Origin of the sequence: Rhizobium sp. 10PS4, assembly GCF_032464805.1 — a bacterium.
In the GTDB taxonomy this organism is placed as follows: domain Bacteria; phylum Pseudomonadota; class Alphaproteobacteria; order Rhizobiales; family Rhizobiaceae; genus Rhizobium; species Rhizobium laguerreae.
On the sequence record NZ_JAWDIW010000014.1, the window covers coordinates 59,234 to 79,360 of the forward strand.

16 protein-coding genes are annotated in these 20,127 nt (G+C 61.3%); 8 read left to right on the forward strand and 8 right to left on the reverse strand.

Annotated features, from left to right (window positions below; genetic code table 11):
* Positions 1–59: 59 nt before the first annotated feature.
* Both RWJ89_RS25390 and RWJ89_RS25395 read right to left on the reverse strand, forming a co-directional pair.
* The gene (locus RWJ89_RS25390) at positions 60–1,220 is read right to left on the reverse strand and encodes an ABC transporter substrate-binding protein (protein ID WP_132612409.1); all 1,161 of its coding nucleotides are present in this window, start codon (positions 1,218–1,220) and stop codon (positions 60–62) included.
* Positions 1,221–1,336: 116 nt separating this feature from the next.
* On the reverse strand, positions 1,337–2,245 hold the full coding sequence (locus RWJ89_RS25395) for a LysR family transcriptional regulator (protein ID WP_003566676.1): 909 nt from the start codon (positions 2,243–2,245) through the stop codon (positions 1,337–1,339).
* 179 nt (positions 2,246–2,424) lie between these two features.
* Here RWJ89_RS25395 and RWJ89_RS25400 point away from each other — a divergent pair, with 179 nt between their 5' ends.
* Complete coding sequence (locus RWJ89_RS25400) at positions 2,425–3,165, forward strand: hypothetical protein (protein ID WP_132612405.1); 741 nt, start codon at positions 2,425–2,427, stop codon at positions 3,163–3,165.
* Between the two features lie 66 nt (positions 3,166–3,231).
* Here RWJ89_RS25400 and lysS read toward each other — a convergent pair whose 3' ends face one another.
* The 5 genes from lysS to RWJ89_RS25425 all read right to left on the reverse strand — a co-directional run bounded on the left by lysS (position 3,232) and on the right by RWJ89_RS25425 (position 9,056).
* The gene (gene lysS, locus RWJ89_RS25405) at positions 3,232–4,728 is read right to left on the reverse strand and encodes a lysine--tRNA ligase (RefSeq protein WP_316031650.1); all 1,497 of its coding nucleotides are present in this window, start codon (positions 4,726–4,728) and stop codon (positions 3,232–3,234) included.
* Between the two features lie 22 nt (positions 4,729–4,750).
* Positions 4,751–6,217 carry a glutamate--tRNA ligase gene (gltX, locus tag RWJ89_RS25410; RefSeq protein WP_168283068.1) on the reverse strand — a complete coding sequence of 489 codons (1,467 nt, stop codon included), beginning with the start codon at positions 6,215–6,217 and terminating at the stop codon, positions 4,751–4,753.
* A 245-nt stretch (positions 6,218–6,462) separates the two neighbouring features.
* Positions 6,463–7,218 (reverse strand): TerC family protein, encoded by a 756-nt coding sequence (locus RWJ89_RS25415; protein WP_171605453.1) that lies wholly within the window; start codon positions 7,216–7,218, stop codon positions 6,463–6,465.
* Between the two features lie 212 nt (positions 7,219–7,430).
* Positions 7,431–8,270, reverse strand: a complete 840-nt coding sequence (locus tag RWJ89_RS25420) for an AraC family transcriptional regulator (protein ID WP_168283069.1) — start codon at positions 8,268–8,270, stop codon at positions 7,431–7,433.
* A gap of 105 nt (positions 8,271–8,375) precedes the next feature.
* The gene (locus RWJ89_RS25425) at positions 8,376–9,056 is read right to left on the reverse strand and encodes a TetR/AcrR family transcriptional regulator (RefSeq protein ID WP_025396084.1); all 681 of its coding nucleotides are present in this window, start codon (positions 9,054–9,056) and stop codon (positions 8,376–8,378) included.
* 151 nt (positions 9,057–9,207) lie between these two features.
* Here RWJ89_RS25425 and RWJ89_RS25430 point away from each other — a divergent pair, with 151 nt between their 5' ends.
* The 5 genes from RWJ89_RS25430 to xylA all read left to right on the forward strand — a co-directional run bounded on the left by RWJ89_RS25430 (position 9,208) and on the right by xylA (position 16,229).
* Entirely contained in the window at positions 9,208–10,419 is a 1,212-nt protein-coding gene (locus RWJ89_RS25430) for an HlyD family secretion protein (protein WP_168283070.1), read from the forward strand.
* A 27-nt stretch (positions 10,420–10,446) separates the two neighbouring features.
* Positions 10,447–12,045, forward strand: coding sequence for a DHA2 family efflux MFS transporter permease subunit (locus RWJ89_RS25435; protein ID WP_131641717.1), 1,599 nt, complete (start codon positions 10,447–10,449; stop codon positions 12,043–12,045).
* A 182-nt stretch (positions 12,046–12,227) separates the two neighbouring features.
* Positions 12,228–13,253, forward strand: a complete 1,026-nt coding sequence (locus RWJ89_RS25440) for a LacI family DNA-binding transcriptional regulator (RefSeq protein WP_221958625.1) — start codon at positions 12,228–12,230, stop codon at positions 13,251–13,253.
* Between the two features lie 21 nt (positions 13,254–13,274).
* Positions 13,275–14,729 carry a xylulokinase gene (gene xylB, locus RWJ89_RS25445; protein WP_221958626.1) on the forward strand — a complete coding sequence of 485 codons (1,455 nt, stop codon included), beginning with the start codon at positions 13,275–13,277 and terminating at the stop codon, positions 14,727–14,729.
* A 189-nt stretch (positions 14,730–14,918) separates the two neighbouring features.
* Positions 14,919–16,229: a xylose isomerase gene (gene xylA / locus RWJ89_RS25450; RefSeq protein ID WP_017989459.1), complete on the forward strand. Its 1,311-nt coding sequence runs from the start codon at positions 14,919–14,921 to the stop codon at positions 16,227–16,229.
* Positions 16,230–16,306: 77 nt separating this feature from the next.
* Here the strand turns inward: xylA and RWJ89_RS25455 are convergent, their stop codons facing one another.
* Positions 16,307–17,338 carry a LacI family DNA-binding transcriptional regulator gene (locus RWJ89_RS25455; protein WP_077979445.1) on the reverse strand — a complete coding sequence of 344 codons (1,032 nt, stop codon included), beginning with the start codon at positions 17,336–17,338 and terminating at the stop codon, positions 16,307–16,309.
* Between the two features lie 169 nt (positions 17,339–17,507).
* On the opposite strand from RWJ89_RS25455, the gene RWJ89_RS25460 reads away from it, so the two are divergent.
* Complete coding sequence (locus RWJ89_RS25460; RefSeq protein ID WP_316031651.1) at positions 17,508–19,034, forward strand: sugar ABC transporter ATP-binding protein; 1,527 nt, start codon at positions 17,508–17,510, stop codon at positions 19,032–19,034.
* 78 nt (positions 19,035–19,112) lie between these two features.
* The gene (locus RWJ89_RS25465; RefSeq protein WP_025396078.1) at positions 19,113–20,117 is read left to right on the forward strand and encodes an ABC transporter permease; all 1,005 of its coding nucleotides are present in this window, start codon (positions 19,113–19,115) and stop codon (positions 20,115–20,117) included.
* Positions 20,118–20,127: the final 10 nt, after the last annotated feature.

Below are 20,127 nucleotides of genomic sequence, written 5' to 3' on the forward strand. Positions count from 1 at the left end.
ATGGGGAGAGGTTGGGGAGGGGTCTCACGCTACAACGGTCATCTCAGTGAGGACGTAAATTACCGTCCGCCGATCACGCCGATATAATCCGACACCCAGCGATGATAGGGCACGCATTCGCTCTGCGTCGTGCATTTGGCGACCGGGGTCTTCCAGAACTTGATCTTGTCGAAGTGATCGAAGCCGTTGGTGGCGCAGCCGCTATCACCCATCAGTTCGTTGCCCTTACAGGCGGCGGGAACGGAGGGCACGGCGCCGAACCAGGCTCCAGCGTCACCCTGGACCTTGGCCTTCAGCGAATGTTCCATCCACATATAGGCGCAGTTCGGATGTTCGCTGTCGGCGTGCAGCATGGTGGTGTCTGCCCAGCCGGTGACACCTTCATCCGGGAAGGTGGAGGCGATCTTCTGCTTGTCGGCCTGCAGCAGGTTCACCTGGAAAGGCCAGGAGCCGGAGGCGACGACACCTTCATTCTTGAAGTCGTCGATCTGGATCATTGCATCGTGCCAGTAGCGGGAGACGAGCTTGCGCTGGCCGCGCAACAGGTCGAGGGCGGCCTTGTACTGGTCCTCGGTCAGTTCGTAGGGATCCTTGATGCCGAGATCCGGCTTGTGGGCCATCAGATACATGGCGGCATCGGCGATGTAGATCGCGCCGTCATAGGCCTGGACGCGGCCCTTGTTCGACTTGCCGTCGGGCAGTGTCTGCTCCTCGAAGACGACGTTCCAGCTGGTCGGCGCCTTGTCCTTGAAGGCATCAGTATTATACATCAGCACATTCGGCCCCCAGAGATAGGGCACGCCGTAGTGCACGCCGCCGACCGTATACCACGGGCCGTTCTGCAGGCGCTCGTCGACGGTCTTGAAGCTCGGGATCAGATCGGTGTTGATCGGCTGGACACGCTTGCCGGCGATGAGGCGGAGCGAGGCGTCGCCCGATGCCGTGACGAGATCAAAGCCGCCTTCGTTCATCAGCGACACCATTTCATCCGAGGTGGCGGCGGTCTTGACGGAAACCTTGCAGCCGGTCTCCTTTTCGAAATCGGTGACCCAGTCGTAGTTCTTGTCGGTTTCGCCGCGTTCGATATAGCCGGCCCAGGCGACGATGCTGACAGCACCTTCGCCCTTGCCCAAGGCCTTCAGCGGTTCGGCGGCGATTCCCTGCGTCGCGAAGCTCAGGCAGGCGAGCGCTGCCGTGCAGGATTTCAACAGATTCGTCATCATCCGTCTCCCGGTTTGCCACTTTTGTGGCGGTTTGTTCCCGAATGAAAAGGTGACGCGAAAAAGCCGCTTTCGCAAATTCATTTATCAGAAAGGCGGTATCGGAAATTCCGATATCAGCGGATACGCCCGGAGCGCAAGCTTTCGGCGATGCCGACGAAATCGCGCGCCGCCTGCGGCAGGCTGGAGCCCTTGCGCCAGACCATTCCGACCTGGACGACCGGCAGCGATCCCGAGACGTCGCGGCTCTCGATGCGGTCGCCTTCCAGCGACCATGGTCGGTAGACGAGATCGGGAAGCAGGGCTACGCCGGCGCCTGTTGCAACCAGGCTGCGCACCGCCTCCACCGAGCGGGTGCGGAAGGCGACATGCGGGCGGGCGCCGAGGGCTGAGAGCAGCTTGCCGGTATTCTCTTCGATTTCGTCGACCGTCAGCATGATCAGCGGTTCGCGGGCGATGTCGGCGACCGAGATGATGTCGGCCGACACCAGCGGATGGCCCATCGGCAGCCATAGTCGATAGGGCGAGGTTTCGAGGATTTCCGCCTGCAGCGCCATGCGGTCGCGCAGGTTTGATATCACCATCACGGCGACATCCAGCTCGCCGCCGACCAGGAGATGTTCGAGGTAACCGCCATTGTCCTCGATGGCGCTGACCTCGATGCCGGGACAGGCGCGCCGGTATCGCGCCAGGAGATCAGAGAGCACGTAGCCGGCGACAAGCGAGGTGACGCCGATGTTCAGTGTGCCGGAGAGGGCGCTTTGCTGGCCGGAAAAGCTGGTCCGTGCATCGGAGACGGAGGCCAGGATCTTCGTCGCATGACGCAGGAACTGGTGTCCGTTATGGGTGATTGTCAGGCCGCGCGGATGGCGCTCGAACAGCTCGACGCCGAGGTCGGTTTCGAGCTCCTTCAACGCTTCCGTCACCGAGGATTGGGAGATCGAAAGGTTCTGTGCGGCTCGCGTCACCGAACCCTGTTCGGCGACGGCGACAAAATATTGAACCTGGCGAAGCGTGAAGGCCATGGGGTTTTAGAGCATGGCGGAACGGGCCGTGGCAAGCGGCCGAAAAAAGCGGACCTTTTTTGGTATTTTCCTAAAATGGAGCGGGCTTCGCATGCCCACTTAAACTTTCGGAAACGTCATTTCCTTAGCGTTCTCAGCACTTGTCCTGCGTTGGAGTTTCAGATGGCGGAGCAGTTGGCGTGAAGGCCTTACTGCGCATATTCCGGCCTTCCCGGAAATTGGCAATCATCATTGGCGGAGTCGCTCTTCTCATGGGCGTGTCCGGCGGTGCGGCGGTCTATGTCGGCAAGGACAGGCTGATCGGTGCAACTGGTGGTGGCTACGGACTCGAATGCAGTGACGTCAACCTGGTGACGATCCGCAAACAGGATCACGTCTGGGTGCGCAAATACATCAAGACCGAACCGACCGACGGGATGACGCGGGTCAAGACCGCGCTTCGTGTCGCTCAGGCGGTTTATGCCGCGCAGAAGCCGGATCTGGTGCAGGTGGTGGTGCTCGACGAAAACGGACCGACGATGCGCGCCGATATTCGCGGCCGGGCGATCGGCGCCGATGTCGTCTATATCCCACATCCCGACAAGGCCGTTCCGGGCCTCGACGACAAGTCCTATACAGCACGCTACTACGACGGCAAGGCCAGTGAAAACGGGCTGTTCTTCGGCGAGCGGATAGAGATGCCGTTCGACGAGATCGCCATGATCAGCGCCGCTTTCAAGGATCCCGAGGATTGCGTCGACCCGGTCGCGGTTGCCTCGACCAGAAGCGAGGAAAAGGGCAAGAAGGCCGCAGGCGGCGGGCATGGCGCAGCGCCGGCAGCCGAAAGCGAAGCCGCGCCGGCTGCAGGCGGCCACGGCGCAGATGCGGTCGCAGAGGCGCCGGTCGAAGAGCCGCCGGCTGAAGCCGCCAAGACCCACTGAACAGCGAGCATGAAAAAGCGGAGCGCCGGGAGGCACTCCGCTTGGCATTTTCGACCTGTCTTCCGGTCAGTCGGCTTTGCTGCGGCGGGCCGGGAAGAGGATGACGTCGCGGATCGACGGTGCATTGGTCAGCAGCATGATGAGACGGTCGACGCCGATGCCGAGGCCACCTGCCGGCGGCATGCCTTGGTCGATTGCGTCGAGGAATTCCTCATCCAGCTGCTTTTCCTTTTCGCCGCGGGCATGCGCCAGTTCGAGTTGCTCGACCATGCGGCGGCGCTGCTCTTCGGGATCGTTGAGTTCCGAGAAGGCGTTGCCGAGTTCCCAGGCGTTGCAATAGGTCTCGAAGCGCTCGACGAGGCGCGGCTCGCCCGGCACTTCCTTGGCGAAGGGCGAGATATCCTTCGGGAAATGCGTGACATGCGACGGCTGGATCAGCGTGGATTCGACCTTTTCCTCGAAGATGAAGGCAAGGCATTCACCCCAGGTCCAATCCTTCTCGACCGCAAAACCGGCAGCCTTGGCGGCGGCGCGGGCCTCTTCATCGGTCTTGATGGCGAGAAAATCGATGCCGGTCGCTTCCTTGACGGCATCGGGCATCGGCACGCGCTTGAACGGCCCCTTGAAGGACATGGTCTTGTCGCCGAAGGGGAATTCCGTCGTGCCGTGAATGGAGAGCGCCAAGGTTTCGAACAGCCGCTCGACGAGGTCCATGATGTCCTCGTAATCGACATAGGCCCAGTAACACTCCATCATGGTGAATTCGGGATTGTGCCGGGTGGAGACGCCTTCGTTGCGGAAGTTCCGGTTGACCTCGAAGACCTTGTCGGTCAGCCCCGAGATCAGCGTGCGCTTGAGGAACAGTTCCGGCGCGATGCGCAGGTACATGTCGAGCTTCAGCGTGTTGTGATGCGTCTTGAACGGCTCAGCGGTGGCGCCGCCATAAACCGACTGCAGCATCGGTGTCTCGACTTCCATGAAGCCGTCATTTTCCATGAAGCGGCGGATGCCGGAGAGGATCTTCGAGCGCTGCTGGAAGCGGAGCTTCGAATCCTCGTTGGTCATGATGTCGAGGTGACGCCTGCGGTAGCGCAGCTCGATGTCGGAGAGACCGTGCCACTTCTCCGGCATCGGCAGCAGCGACTTCGTCAGCATGGTGATCGTATGCGCGTTGATCGTCAGCTCGCCACGCTTGGTGCGGCGTACGATGCCGGTGACGCCGATGATGTCGCCGATGTCGATCATCGGCAGAAGCGCACGGGCTTCTTCCGGGGTCGTGTCCTTGTGACTGAAAATCTGGATCTTGCCGCCGGCATCGTGGATGTCCATGAACATGCCGGAGTTGCGCGATGAGTAGACGCGGCCGGCGACGGTGACGACATCCTGCGTCTCGACGTCAGGTTCCAGGTTCTCATATTTCGCGATGAGCTCGGCATTGGTCATCGTGCGGTGGAAATGCGCCGGATAGACCTCGCCGATCTGCTCACGCAGCAGCTTCAGCTTCTGGGCGCGCACTTCCGTCGCGTCGGAGGAAAGGGTGTTTTCGGTCTTGTTGTCAGCCACTTTCGAAATCCTCTGACTGTTCTTACTTCGAGCCGACGAGGGCGGCGACCGCCTGCGAGGCGAGCTTCAGGCGCTGGCGCACAACGGACCGGCCGAGGATCGCCATGGAATCGAAGAGCGGCAGCGAGCGCGACGAACCGGAGACCGCGACGAAGAGCGGCGAGACCACGACCTTCAGCTTCTTGCCCATGCGGTCGGCGATCGCGCGCAGCTCCGCCTCGATCGTCTCGACGTTCCATTCCAGGATCTTTTCGAGATCCGGCTGAACGGTGTTGAGGATCTCCAGTATCTCTTCCGGCGGCGACTTGATCTTGGCGAAGTCGGAAGGCTGCAGGCCGAGATCGGATTTCAGCAGGAAGCCAGCAAGATCGGGCAGTTCGCCGAGCTTGGAAATGCGCGTCTGCGACAGGCGCAGACCTTCCTTCAGGCGGTCGTTTTCCATCGCCCAGGTCAGCACACGTGCCTGGAATTCCTCTTCCGACAGTTTCTCGCGGATCCAGCGGCCGTTCAGCCAGTCGAGCTTCTGAATGTCGAAGATCGCGCCGGCCTTGGAGAGGTTCTCCGGATCGAACTTCTCGGAGAGAGCGTCCATATCAAGCAGCTCTTCGCCTTCGGCGATCTGCATGAAGAACAGGCCGAGGAAGTTCATCAGCGCTTCGGGGATATAGCCGAGCGCGGAGTAATAGGAGATCGAGGTCGGGTTCTTGCGCTTCGACAGCTTCGACTTGTCGGCATTGCGCATCAGCGACAGATGCATGAAGACCGGCTGGTCCCAGCCGAAATAGCGATAGAGCAGGATGTGCTTCGGCACCGAAGCCAGCCACTCCTCGCCGCGCGCCACATGAGTGATCTTCATCAGATGGTCGTCGATGACGTTGGCCATATGATAGGTCGGCATGCCGTCGGCCTTGACGAGCACCTGCATGTCGACCGAATCCCACGGGATGCTGACATCGCCATAGACGCCGTCGGTAAAGTCGCAGGAGCCTTCGGCCGGGATCTTCATGCGGATGACGGTCGTCTCGCCGGCGGCCATGCGCGAGGTGACTTCCTCGGCCGCAAGATTCAGGCAGAGGCCGTCATATTTCGGTGGCTTGCCGGCGGCACGCTGGGTTTCGCGCATCTGTTCCAGGCGCGCGGGCGTGCAGAAACAGCGGAAGGCATGGCCCTTGTCCAGCAGCTCCTGTGCATAGGGCTGGTACATCGGCTTGCGATCGGACTGGCGATAGGGGCCGTAGGGGCCGCCGATATCAGGGCCTTCCTTCCATTCCAGCCCGCACCATTTCAGTGCGTCCAACACCTTCGTTTCGAATTCAGGGGTCGAGCGCGTCGCATCGGTATCCTCGATGCGCAGAATGAACTCGCCGCCGTGCTTCTTGGCGAAAAGGTAGTTGAAGAGAGCGATGTAAGCGGTGCCGACATGCGGCTCGCCGGTCGGCGAGGGAGCGATGCGGACGCGGACGCCGGTGGCTGTCCCGGAAACTGTCATTGTGTGTGCCCGTCAATGGATGCCGGACGGCTTTCATGGGAAAGCGACGTTCGGCCGGAAGGATGCAGATAGCTTCGTCGGCAAACCGGCCGGAAAAGGGCATGCGCCCGCACTATCCGCCGATCGTCCGTTCGGCTGGCCTTAGGCCATATTCAACCGGGCGCGTCAAGAAAAACCACGCCTGCAAGGGCTTGATGGCGATGAGGGAGGACGCGCCGTTGCGACGCGCCCTCTCAACCCCAGCCTCAATGAGCGCCGCCTCGTTTCCGCTTGCGGGCGTTGCGCGCGAACATGTTCAGCACCTCGACCAGCGCCGAGAAGGCCATGGCGGCGTAGACGTAGCCCTTCGGCACGTGGAAGCCCATGCCATCGGCGATCAGTGTCGTACCGATCATCAGCAGGAAGGCGAGCGCCAGCATGACGATCGTCGGATTCCGCTCGATGAAGTTGGCAAGCGGCGTCGCGGCGACCAGCATGACGGTGACGGCGGCGACGACTGCGACTACCATGATCGGCAGATGCGGCGTCATGCCGACGGCGGTGATGATGCTGTCGACGGAGAAGACGAGATCGAGCAGCAGGATCTGGCCGATGGCCGATGCAAAGCCTGTCGTGGCCGAACTTGCGATGAAGTCCTCGCCGTGATCTTCCGGATCGACGCTGTGGTGGATTTCCTTGGTGGCCTTCCAGACGAGGAACAGACCGCCGGCAATCAGGATCAGATCCTTCCAGGAGAAGCCGTGGCCGAAGGCTTCAAACAGCGGTTCGGTCAGTTGCACGATCCAGGCGATGGTGCCGAGCAGGACGAGACGCATGACGAGCGCAAGACCGATACCGATCTTGCGGGCCTTCTCCCGGTGCTCGGGCGGCAGTTTGTTGGTGAGAATGGAAATGAAGATCAGGTTGTCGATCCCGAGAACGACTTCCATCACCACCAGCGTGATGAGCGCCACCCAGGCGGCCGGATCCTGAATGAGCGTCATGATTTCCTGCATCAGCATATATCCCTTTTGCGTCACGTAAGTATTGACGCTCGCAATGTAATGTTGCCGGCCTCTCAGGCAAGCGCCGCAAGGGGGTATACGAAACCGATGTGACTTTTATTCCCTAGAACAGGATGATTTAAGGCCGGGGCGGCCTTAAATTTGAATCCTGTTCCAGATTAAAGAGTTAGAGCATGATGTCGTCCGAAAACCGCTGACACTTTCCGGCATCATGCTCTGACCGGCAACCAGATTTCGGTGATGCCCATGCCGGTATAGGGGTCGAAGCGCTCGTCGTAGCGTTCGAACATGTCGGGTGTCTCGCCGTGCTCCAGGCCTGAGGTTGGCCACCATGCGCCAAATATCCGGTTCATGGTCGCCGGAATGCCGGAGACATGGCCGCGATGGGCAAAGACGACGTAACGCTGGCCCGGAAGCTTGAGCGTTGCAAAATCCGCCGGCAGATCGCCGGCATCGGAAATTTCAACCGCGGCCATATAGCGGAATTTCTCTGCTTCACCATCGATATGGGTGCAGATGCCGTAGGCGACGTTGCCTTTCTGGCCGGAGATATGACCGAAATGGGCATTGAATTTCTGCCAGAGGGAGGGGATGGCGGCATTGCCGCCATAGGGGTAGGTCTCCTGCAAGCCGGCAAACAGCATCGGTTGAAGGGTTTCGAAGCGGGGCGGTTCGAGGTCGTTGAGGTGGGCGGGGTCCATTCTGATCGGCTCCAGCAAGACAAGGTTACGGGCGTGCCCCTGTCTGCGCACCGCATCCGGCGTCATGCCGAACTGGTCGCGGAAGGCACGGGTGAAGGCTTCGTGCGAGCCGTAGCCGGCGCAAAGCGCAACCTCGAGAATGGTGGATGAACCGCCGACCAGTGTCGGGACGGCGCGGCTGAGGCGGCGCCCTCTTATATAGCCGCTGATCGAGTGGCCGGTGACGAGCCCGAAGACGCGCGACAGATGGTAGCGCGACAATCCGGCTGCTTCCGATATCTCTTCCAGCGATATATCGCTTTCGAAATGGCTCTCGATGAACCAGATCGCCCGTCCGACGGCGCTCATTCTCACTCCCCTGGTTGCGGCTTCTTCTTTAAAGAAAAGCCGGCAGCCGGGTTTGATCGTAGTTGCGGAATTTTGGCCGATGGAGGACAGCAATCAAGGGTGCAGTCAGGCCGTCTCGTGCCGGCGCGCGCCGTAGGCGGCCATGAAGACCCGGATCGCGCCGCGGATGACGCGCTCGATTTCGTCAAGCGGCGGCGGCTCTTCCATGCTTCCGAACAGGCGCAGCTTGAAGAAACTGCCGCTGGCAAGATCGAGAAACTGGCCGGCGGCGAGATCGATGTCATCGATCTCGAGTGTGCCTTCGGCGATATGGCGTTCCAGGAAATCGCGCATGATGGTGCGCAGATTGACCGGCCCCTTGAAGAAGCGTTGACAGAGCTCAGGCATGCGGTCTCGAACGCCGAGCACGGTGCGCATCGCGCTGATGACCTTTTCATCGGTCATATGGGTAACGAAGCTTATCCCGAATTCGTACAGGCCGGCTTCGGGATCGTCATGTTCGGCAAGCGCCGTGCGCACAGCCGCCACGAAGGCGGCGCGCTCGGTCTCGATCATCGCCGAAAACAGTTCTTCCTTGTTGGTGAAATAGACGTAGAGCGTTCCCTTGGAGACTCCGGCCTCGCGGGTCACGTCGTTCATGCTGGCGGCGTCGAAGCCCATCTTCATGAAGACGCGCTTGGCGCCGGCGAGGATCTGCTGGCGCTTGGCCGGATCTTCGCCTGCGGCAAATCGGCCTCCGGCAGCGGGAGGACTGAATACGGCGGCGTGGTCGGGTGTCAGCGTCATGTCCTCTTAACCGTGTTGACGGTTTCGCATGTTCTTTAAAAGAAATCGAACCGATTGGTTCTATGCATCTTGATATGACGATAAAACAGGTTTAAGTCAACTGAACCGAACCGTTCAGTTCGATTATTTACTCCAGATCGGTAAAGTGGCCATGTCGAGCAACCAGAAGAGCAACGTCGCGCGTATCGTCAGCGAAAACGCCGGGACCGAAGAGGTAAAGGCCGATGTCGCGGCCGTAGAAGCTCCGACGGCGGAAGCCCGCGAAGTTCCTTCAGCTCCCGCGCAGTCGGCGCCGGCTTCGGTCACCGCACCCGCGGCTGCGAAGAAGCGCCGCAGCCTTGTGCTGCCGATCGTCGTGCTCGCCCTTCTCGCGGGCGGCGGCTGGTATGGTTACGAATGGTGGACGAACGGCCGCTTCATGGTGTCGACCGACGACGCCTATATCGAAGGCGATATCGCAACGATTTCGCCAAAGGTCACGGGCTACGTCGCGAAGGTGAACGTTGTCGCCAACCAGGAAGTCAAAGCGGGCGACGTTCTTGCCACGCTTGATAACGGCGACTATCAGAACGCCCTCGACTTGGCCCAGGCCCAAATCGTCACCGAACAGCTTTCTCTGCAGCGTATTGACGCGCAGATCGAAGGCGCGAATGCGAGCCTCGTGCAGGCGCAGGCGCAGAAGGTGGCACTCGAAGCGGCCGTTCGCGGTGCCGAAATCACCCAGAAGCGCCAGAGCGACCTTCAGGCGAAGTCGGTCGGCACCGCCGCCGATCTCGACAATGCCAATATCGCCCTCGACCAGGCCAAGGCCAATCTTGCCGGCGGCGACGCCAACATCACCGCCGCACAGGCCAACATCACCATCCTCCAGGCCCAGCGCAAGGAAGCCGAAGGCTCGGTCCGTTCGCTTGAGATCTCGCGCGACAAGGCCGTCCGTGACCTTTCCTTCACCGTGCTCAAGGCGCCTTATGACGGGATTGTCGGCAACCGCTCCGTCCAGGAAGGCGACCTCGTCTCTCCTGGCCAGCGCCTGATGGCGCTCGTTCCGGTGCGACAACTCTATATCGACGCCAATTTCAAGGAAACGCAGATCCAGCATCTGGTGCCGGGCTCGAAGGTCAACGTCCATGTCGATGCCTATGACGACCATCCGATCGTCGGCACCGTCGAGTCGATCTCGCCGGCTTCCGGCTCGGTCTTTTCGCTGCTGCCGCCGGAAAACGCTACCGGCAACTTCACCAAGGTGATCCAGCGCGTGCCGGTGCGCATTGCGCTGCCGCAGGATACGCTCGACAGCGGCCGTCTGCGCGCGGGCCTGAGCGTCGTCGTCGATGTCGACACCCGTACGGCGCCGAGCAAGTAAGCCTTCAGGAAAGGCAGAGGTGATCTGATGGCCGGCAGCGCGACAGCAACGGCGGGAATGATGCCGGCGGCACCCGCCCGTGCCGACGAGCGCATGGATCCGAAGAAGCTTATCGCCTTCTTCGCGATGGTGGTCGGCATGTTCATGTCGATCCTCGACATCCAGATCGTCTCGGCCTCGCTTGCGGAGATCCAGGCCGGCCTTTCGGCCGGCAGCGACGAGATCGGCTGGGTGCAGACGTCCTATCTGATCGCCGAAGTGATCATGATCCCGCTTTCGGGCACGCTGGCGCGCATCATCTCGACGCGTTATCTTTTCGCGATCTCGGCTGCCGGCTTCACCATGGCGAGCGCGCTTGCCGCGACCGCGACGAATATCGACCAGATGATCGTCTACCGGGTCATCCAGGGCTTCATCGGCGGCGGCATGATCCCGTCGGTCTTCGCGGCCGCCTTCACCATCTTCCCGCCGTCGAAGCGCAGCATCGTCTCGCCGATCATCGGCTTGATCGCCACGCTGGCGCCGACCATCGGCCCGACCGTCGGCGGCTATCTCAGCCACGCCTTCTCCTGGCACTGGCTGTTCCTCGTCAATATCATTCCGGGCATCATCGTCACGATCGTCACCTGGAACTTCATCGATTTCGACAAGCCGGAACTGTCGCTCTTCAAGAAGTTCGATTGGTGGGGGCTGTTCTCGATGGGCGTCTTCCTCGGCGGCCTTGAATATGTGCTCGAAGAGGGCAATTCCAACGACTGGTTCAACGACAGCTACATCACCATAGCGGCAGTCGCTTCCGGTGCTGCAGCCATCGTCTTTTTCTATCGCGCCTTCACGGTGGATTTCCCGGTCGTCGACCTCAAGGCCTTTGCGAACCGAAATTTCTCCTTCGGTTCGGTGTTTTCCTTCGTCATGGGCATCGGCCTCTATGGCCTCACCTATATCTACCCGGTCTATCTCGGGCGCATCCGCGGCTATGACTCATTGATGATCGGCGAGACGATGTTCGTCTCCGGACTTGCGATGTTCTTCACCGCGCCCATCGCCGGGCGGCTGTCGACCAAGATGGATCTGCGCCTGATGATGGTGATCGGCTTTGTCAGCTTCGCCGCCGGCACCTTCATCATGATGCATCTGACGGCGGATTGGGATTTCTACGAACTCTTCATCCCGCAGATCCTGCGCGGCTTCGGGCTGATGATGTGCATGGTGCCGATCAACAACATCGCACTCGGTACGATGCCGCCCTCGCGCATCCGCGGCGCTTCCGGCCTGTTCAACTTGACCAGAAACCTCGGCGGCGCCGTCGGCCTCGCGGTCATCAACACCGTGCTCACCAACCGGCAGGACGTGCACTACGAGCGGCTGCGGGAGAATATGGACTGGGGCAATCCGGCGGCGATCGACCAGATGAACAACATGGCCGCCAACTTCAACACCTATGGCATGGACGGCGCCTCGGTCGCGATCAAGCAGATGGTCGGCCTTGCCACCAAACAGGCGATCATTCTCTCCTTCAGCGACGTGTTCCTGATCCTGACCGCACTCTTCCTTGCCATGATCCTCGGTGTCGCCATGATCAAGAAACCCGCGCCGCAAGGCGGGGGAGGCGGTGGCGGCCACTGACCTCCGGCCTGCCGCCCCTTGAAAAGGCCCTCTTCGGAGGGCCTTTTTTGTTTGCTGTTTTCGCGCCGTGCCGTCCGCCCGATGATACCCGCCAGTCCCAAAAAACGACGTGGAACCGGTCTGTTCGATTTTTTGATTTACGTACATCAAAATTGGCGCTAATGGTCTCGTCAGGAGGAATGATGAGGCCAACCGTTCACGATATCGCCGCCGCCGCCGGTGTCAGTCTGGCGACTGTCGACCGGGTTCTCAACCAGCGTCCCGGTGTGCGCCACGTCACACGGGAAAAGGTCGAGACCGCGATCCGCGAGCTCGGTTATGTCAGAGACGTCGCCGCCGCCAATCTTGCCAAAGGGCGCACTTATCCGCTGGTTTTCATCCTGCCGGCCAGCGACAATTCCTTCATGCACGGTCTCAACGCCGAGATTCGACAGGCGGTCCTCCGCTCGTCGGCCGAACGCACCGACATCCGTACCATTGAGGTGCCGGCCTTCGATCCCGCCGCCCTTGTCTCCGTGCTCGAGGGTCTTTCCCGGGAAAAGCCTTGTGGCATCGCACTGGTTGCGACCGATGCGCCTGAGGTGCGCGCCGCCGTCGACCGGCTGGTGCGCGAGCGCTTTCCCATCGTCACCCTGGTGTCCGATCTCACGGGGTCGCTACGCCATCACTATGCCGGCGTCGACAATATCGCCGCCGGCCGCACAGCCGCGCGTCTGCTCGGACGATTCCTCGGGCCGCGAAAGGGTGAAATCGCCGTGCTCGCCGGCTCCATGCTGGTGCGCGACCATCGCGAGCGGCTGGAGGGCTTCACCGCTGTCATGGCCGAGGAATTTCCCGATCTTGCGATCCTGCCGGTTCTCGAAGGCCGCGACGACCCGGAGGTCGCCCACAGGCTCGTTGCCGACGCGCTTTCGAGGAATGCCGGGATCATCGGCGTCTACAGCCTCGGCGCCGGCAACCGCGGCCTGATCCGGGCGTTGAAGGAGAAGGCCGTCGACCGCGTGCTGACCGTGATTGCCCACGAACTGACCGCCCATACACGCGCAGCACTGATCGACAACACGATCGATGCGATCCTCAATCAGGATGCCGGCCATGAGGTGCGCAGCGCGATCCGGGTGCTGAAAGCCAAGGCGGACGGACTTGCCGTCATCGAAGCGCAGGAGCGCATCCGCCTCGACATATTCCTGAAAGACAATCTGCCGTAACGGCAAAGGGAGAAACACCACATGTATCTGGGTCTCGATCTCGGAACCTCCGGCGTCAAGGCGATGCTGATCGACGGTGATCAGAAGATCGTCGGCTCGGCCAACGGTTCGCTCGACGTGTCGCGTCCGCATTCCGGCTGGTCGGAGCAGGAGCCGGCCCACTGGGTGCGCGCCACGGAGGAGGCTGTCGCCGGCCTCAAGGCAAAACACCCGAAGGAGTTGGCGGCGGTCAAGGGCATCGGCCTTTCCGGGCAGATGCATGGCGCAACGCTCATCGATGCCACCGACAAGGTCCTGCGCCCCTGCATCCTCTGGAACGATACGCGCAGCTACGTCGAGGCCGCGGCACTTGATGCCGATCCGCGCTTTCGCGCGCTCACTGGCAACATCGTCTTCCCCGGCTTTACGGCGCCGAAGCTCGCCTGGATCGAAAAGCATGAGCCCGATGTCTTCGGCAAGATCGCCAAGGTGCTCTTGCCGAAGGACTATCTGCGTCTCTGGCTGACCGGCGACTATATCTCGGAAATGTCGGATTCGGCCGGCACCTCCTGGCTGGACACCGGCAAGCGCGCCTGGTCCTCCGAACTGCTGGCCGCCACCAAGCTTTCCGAGGAGCAGATGCCGGCGCTCGTCGAAGGCACCGAGCAGGCTGGTAAGCTGCGGTCCGAACTGGCGGCGCAATGGGGTATATCAGGTGATGTCATCGTTGCCGGCGGTGCCGGCGACAACGCGGCCTCGGCCTGCGGCATGGGCACGGTCAGCGATGGCGCCGCCTTCGTCTCGCTCGGCACATCAGGCGTGCTTTTTGCCGCCAACGGTTCCTATTTGCCGAAGCCAGAAAGCGCCGTGCATGCCTTCTGCCACGCGCTGCCGAACACCTGGCACCAGATGGGCGTCATCCTGTCGGCGACCGATGCGCTGAACTGGCATTCCGGCGTGACCGGCAAGTCGGCCGCCGATCTCACCGGCGAACTCGGCGAGACGCTGAAGGCGCCTACCGGCGTCTCTTTCCTGCCCTATCTCTCCGGCGAGCGCACGCCGCACAATGATGCCGTCATCCGCGGCGCCTTCATCGGCCTTGAACATGAAAGCAGTCGTGTCGTTCTCACTCAAGCGGTGCTCGAAGGCGTCGCCTTCGCCATCCGCGATAATCTCGAAGCGCTGCGTTCGGCCGGCACCGGCATCTCCCGGGTCACGGCAATCGGCGGCGGTTCGCGCTCGCGTTACTGGCTGGCGTCGATCGCGACCGCGCTCGGCGTTCCCGTCGACCTGCCGGCCGACGGCGATTTCGGCGCGGCCTTCGGCGCTGCCCGCCTCGGCCTGATCGCGGCAACGGGCGCGGATCCGATCACGGTCTGCACGCCGCCGGTGACGGCGGGCACGATCGAGCCGGTGGCGTCGCTGAGCGGCGCGTATGAGGATGCTTACAAGCGCTATCGTGCGCTGTACCCGGCGATCAAGTCGCTGGCGCACTGAGAACTGAGACGGCGGCCCCCTCATCCGACCCTTCGGGCCACCTTCTCCCCCAGGGGAGAAGGGAAAAGAAGCGCCGCAGCGAGTCTCTTCTCCCCATCGGGGAGAAGGTGCCGGCAGGCGGATGAGGGAGCCCCTGGCGTAGACAAGAATTCGGAACTGCCAACAGATACGAACCCAAGGAGAACCAAAATGAGCACCGGATTTTTCGGCGATATTCAGAAAGTAAAATACGAAGGCCCGGACAGCACCAATCCGCTGGCCTTCCGCCATTACCAGCCGGACGAGATCGTCATGGGCAAGCGCATGGAGGACCATCTGCGCTTTGCGGTGGCCTACTGGCACACCTTCACCTGGCCGGGCGGCGATCCCTTCGGCGGGCAGACCTTCCTGCGTCCCTGGTTCGAGGACACGATGAAGGCCGCCAAGCTCAAGGCCGACGTCGCCTTCGAATTCTTCTCGCTGCTCGGCTCGCCCTATTACTGCTTCCATGACGCCGACGTGCGTCCGGAAGGCAAGACTTTTGCCGAGAACACTAAAAACCTCAACGAGATCGTCGATTATTTCGCCGAGAAGCAGGCCGCAACCGGCACCAAGCTGCTCTGGGGCACGGCGAACCTCTTCTCCCACCGCCGCTATATGTCGGGCGCTGCGACCAATCCGGATCCTGACGTCTTCGCTTTCGCAGCCGCGACGGTAAAGACCTGCATCGACGCCACGCAGAAGCTCGGCGGCGAAAACTACGTGCTCTGGGGCGGCCGCGAAGGTTACGAGACGCTGCTCAACACCGATATTGGCCGCGAGCTCGACCAACTCGGCCGCTTCCTCAACCTCGTCGTCGAATACAAGCACAAGATCGGCTACAAGGGCACGATCCTGATCGAGCCGAAGCCGCAGGAGCCGACCAAGCACCAGTATGACTACGACGTTGCCACCGTCTATGGCTTCCTCAAGAAGCACGGCCTTGAAAACGAGGTGAAGCTCAATATCGAGCAGGGTCACGCGATCCTTGCCGGCCACTCCTTCGAGCACGAGCTGGCGCTTGCCAATGCGCTCGGCATCTTCGGCTCGATCGACATGAACCGCAACGACTACCAGTCCGGCTGGGATACCGACCAGTTCCCGAACAATGTTCCCGAAATGGCGCTCGCCTACTACCATGTTCTGGCTGGTGGCGGCTTCAAGACCGGCGGCACCAACTTCGACTCGAAGCTGCGCCGTCAGTCTCTCGACCCGGCGGATCTGCTGATCGGCCATATCGGCGGCATGGATTGCTGCGCTCGCGGCCTGAAGGCTGCTGCCAGGATGATCGAGGACAAGGCTCTGTCGCAGCCGCTCGCCGATCGTTACGCCGGCTGGGAATCCGCCGAGGCGCAGAAGCTCTTCCGCGGCGAGTACTCGCTGGATGAGATCACCCACTATGTCGAGAGCCACGACGTGAACCCGCAGCCACGGTCGGGCAAGCAGGAACTGCTGGAGAACGTCGTCAACCGTTACGTTTGATAAAGTGCGTCGGCGGCCATTGGTCGCCGGCGCAATTTTGCCGGCTAAATGCGCCTTAAGCGCTCAGCGATATGGGTTCAACGCTTCGACCAGTTGCGCGACGGCGCCGAGACTGAGTTCCGAACCACCAGATCCGGCCTCAGCAGGATTTCCGTTTCGGCCGGCCGGCCATCGGACAGAAGTTCCAGCAGCAGCGCCATTGCCTGCTTGCCGATTGCCGTTCTCGGCTGGCGGACCGTGGTCAGCGGTGGGGATATGAAGACGGCCTGCGGCACGTCGTCGAAACCGGTCACCGAGAAATCCCGCGGAATGTCGTAGCCTCGCGCGCCGAGACCAATCATGACGCCGATCGCCGTCTGGTCGTTCACGCACATGAAGGCGGTTGGAAGCGTGTCGCGCATGAAAAGCTGTTCGACCGCATGCCGCCCGCTTTCGATCGTGCCGTCGCCTTCGAGCACGATCCTGGTGTCGGGCGGGATGCCTGCTGCGTCGAGACCGGCATCGTAACCCATGCGGCGTCTGGTATAGGCAAGCCGGGTGCGCGAATCGCCGATGAAGGCGATCTTGCGATGCCCTTCGGCCAGCAGCAGATCCACCGCTTTGCGAGCGCCCTCGGTGTCGTCGACGCCGACATAGGGAATGCCGCCGTTGAAGACGGGCTCGAAAACGCCGACGCTCGGCGGCAGCCGCGCGGTCATGGTCTGATGCCCGAAGGGCAGGATGCCGGTGAACAGGATCAATCCGGCCGCCTGGTTGGAATTGAAGAATTTCAGATATTCCAGACCGCGCTGCGCATCGTTCTGCGTGTGGCCGATCAGGATGCCGTAGCCGTGAGCTCGCGCTTCGTTTTCCAGCCCGACGAGAATGTTGGAGAAATTGGGATCGCCGATATCGGGCGCCACGACGAGGATCATGTTGGAGCGGCCAAGCCTCAGGCTGCGCGCCATGGCGTTGGTCGTATAGCCGGTGATGGCGATCGCCTGGTTGACCTTGAGGCGGGTGGAGTTGGCGACCTTCTCCGGCATGTGGATTGCCCGGGAAACCGTCGCGATGGAGACCTCGGCGATCCGGGCGACGTCTTCGATGGTTGCGGGCGTGGAATTCGACACTTGGCTCTGCCTTGGGGCTGTCTTCGCCGCGACACTACACAGACTTGTCGAGAGGTCAAAGGCATGCTTCAACTGATCTGTGTAAATCAACGATGTAAACCTTTACATGATGTATGTAAAGGTTTACATAAGCCCCAGAGCGGGTGGGATGCCGCTTTGGGAGGACCGGATGACTGTGGAAGCTGCCGACACCGCACCCGTGGTGCTGTCCGCCAGGCGCATATGCAAATCCTTCAGTGGAGTGCAGGTTCTCTTCAGCGTGAACTTCGATCTCCGCGCCGGCGAAATCCATGCACTCATGGGTGAAAATGGCGCCGGAAAATCCACGCTCGTCAAGGTATTGTCCGGTTTCGAACAGCCGAGTTCCGGCGAAATACTGCTCGACGGCAAGCCGGTCGTCCTGCCGCCGAATGGCGCCGCCGAGGCGCTCGGCATCGTCATCATTCACCAGGAATTCAACCTCGCCGAACATTTGACCGTGACGGAGAGCCTTTTTCTCGGGCGCGAAGTCACGCGCTTCGGCGTGCTCGATCGCAAATATATGCGGTCGGAGACACGCAAGGTTCTCAATGTGCTCGGTTCGCATGTTGATGAGAATGCGCTGATCAGCACACTTTCCATCGCCGACAAGCAGATGGTGGAAATCGCCAAGGCAATCAGCCGCGATGCGCGGGTGGTGTTCATGGACGAACCGACCGCAGTGCTGTCGAGTGAAGAGACCAGCATGCTGTTCAAGCAGGTTCGCAAACTTCGCGACCAGGGTACCAGCTTCGTCTTCGTGTCCCACAAACTCGACGAAGTGATGGAGTTGACCGACCGGGTCACCGTCCTTCGCGATGGCCAATGGATCAAGACTTCACCGACATCCATTCTGGACGGAGAATCGATCGCGCAGCTGATGGTCGGCCGCGAACTCTCCAGCCTCTATCCCGCCAAGGTCGAGCCTGATATCGACGAGGAGATTGTCCTCAGGGTCGCGTCGTTGTCCACGGGCTATGTGAATGACGCGAGCTTCGAGGTGCGCAAGGGCGAGATCATCGGTTTTTCAGGCATGATCGGCTCCGGCCGCACCGAGCTGATGGAAGCAATCGCCGGGTTGCGGACCCGTCTCGAGGGCGAGGTGGTCATCAAGGGCGAAACGGTTCCCTCCGGCGACGTCCATGCCGCCAATCGCTGCGGGCTCGCCTATATGACCAAGGACCGCAAGTCGAAAGGCCTCTTGCTGCGCTCCGGCATGGTGACCAATCTGACACTGCAATCGCTTGGAAGGCACGCTAGCCACGGTTATCTCAGCCCGGGCAGCGAGGCGGCCGCGATGGCAAAGGCCAAACGCCGCTTCGATATCAGGGTTCGCGACAGCAATATCGTCGCCGGCCGGATGTCGGGGGGGAACCAGCAGAAGTTGCTGCTCGCCAAGGTCATGGAGACCGAACCTCAGATCATCATCATCGACGAGCCGACGCGCGGCATCGATGTGGGCACCAAGCAGCAGATCTATCATTTCATCTCGGCACTCGCCCGGGACGGCCGGTCAATCATCGTCGTGTCGTCAGAGATGCCGGAGGTCATCGGCCTCTGCACGAGAGTGGCGGTGATGCGCGAAGGGCGTATCGTCGGCGTGCTCGAGGGCGAGGAGATTTCCGAGCAGGAGATCATGCGTTACGCCGCCGGGCTCAAGAAGAAGGCAGCTGCCTGAAGGCTGAAGCAGGGCTTTACCGATCAGGGTGACAGATAAGATTCCCAGAAAATATGGGACGGGAGGTTGGTTTTGGAAATGAGTGTCAACGAGGAGACCAGGGAAATCCGGCGCCGATCCTGGCGGGATGTCGACCTGCGTGCGGTCGCGCCCTTTGTCGCCCTGGCGCTGCTGCTGATCGTCGGAGCCTTGGTCAATCCTAATTTCATCGGCATCACCAACCTTGCCAATGTCGCGACGCGCAGCGCCTTCATCGCCATTATCGCGGTCGGTGCGACCTTCGTGATATCGGCGGGGGATCTCGACCTGTCGGTGGGCTCGATGGTGGCCTTCGTCGCCAGCCTGATGATCCTGCTGATGAACTCAGGCGCCATCGAAAACCCTGCTTTGATGCTGGTGGTCGCGGTCGTCTTCACCATGGTTGCCGGCGCACTCTGCGGCCTGGCGAACGGCCTGATCACGACGGTCGGCAGGATCGAGCCGTTCATCGCGACGCTCGGCACGATGGGCATCTATCGCGGCCTGACGACATGGCTGTCGCAGGGCGGCGCGATCACGCTTCGCTCCGCGGATATCCAGACGCTCTATCGCCCTGCTTATTTCGGCAATATCGCCGGCATACCGGTGCCGATCGTAGTGATCCTGGCGGTGACGGCGGTTGCTGCCTTCATCCTCTACCGCACCCGTTACGGGCGCCACGTCGTCGCGGTCGGATCAAACAGCGATGTCGCCCGCTATTCGGGCATCGCGGTCAACCGTGTGCGGACGATTGCCTTCGTCATCCAGGGATTGTGCGTCGCCATTGCCGTGCTGCTCTACGTTCCCCGTCTTGGCTCGACCTCGGCGACGACAGGTATCCTGTGGGAACTGCAGGCGATCACCGCCGTCGTCGTTGGCGGCACGGCGCTCAAGGGTGGCGCGGGCAGGGTCTGGGGCACGATCTGCGGCGCCTTTATTCTCGAATTGGTCGGCAACATCATGCTGCTTTCGAATTTCATCAGCGAGTATCTGATCGGCGCCATCCAGGGTGCAATCATCATCATCGCCATGTTCGTCCAGCGCTCGCTGGTGCGCAAAGCCTGAATTGCCAAAT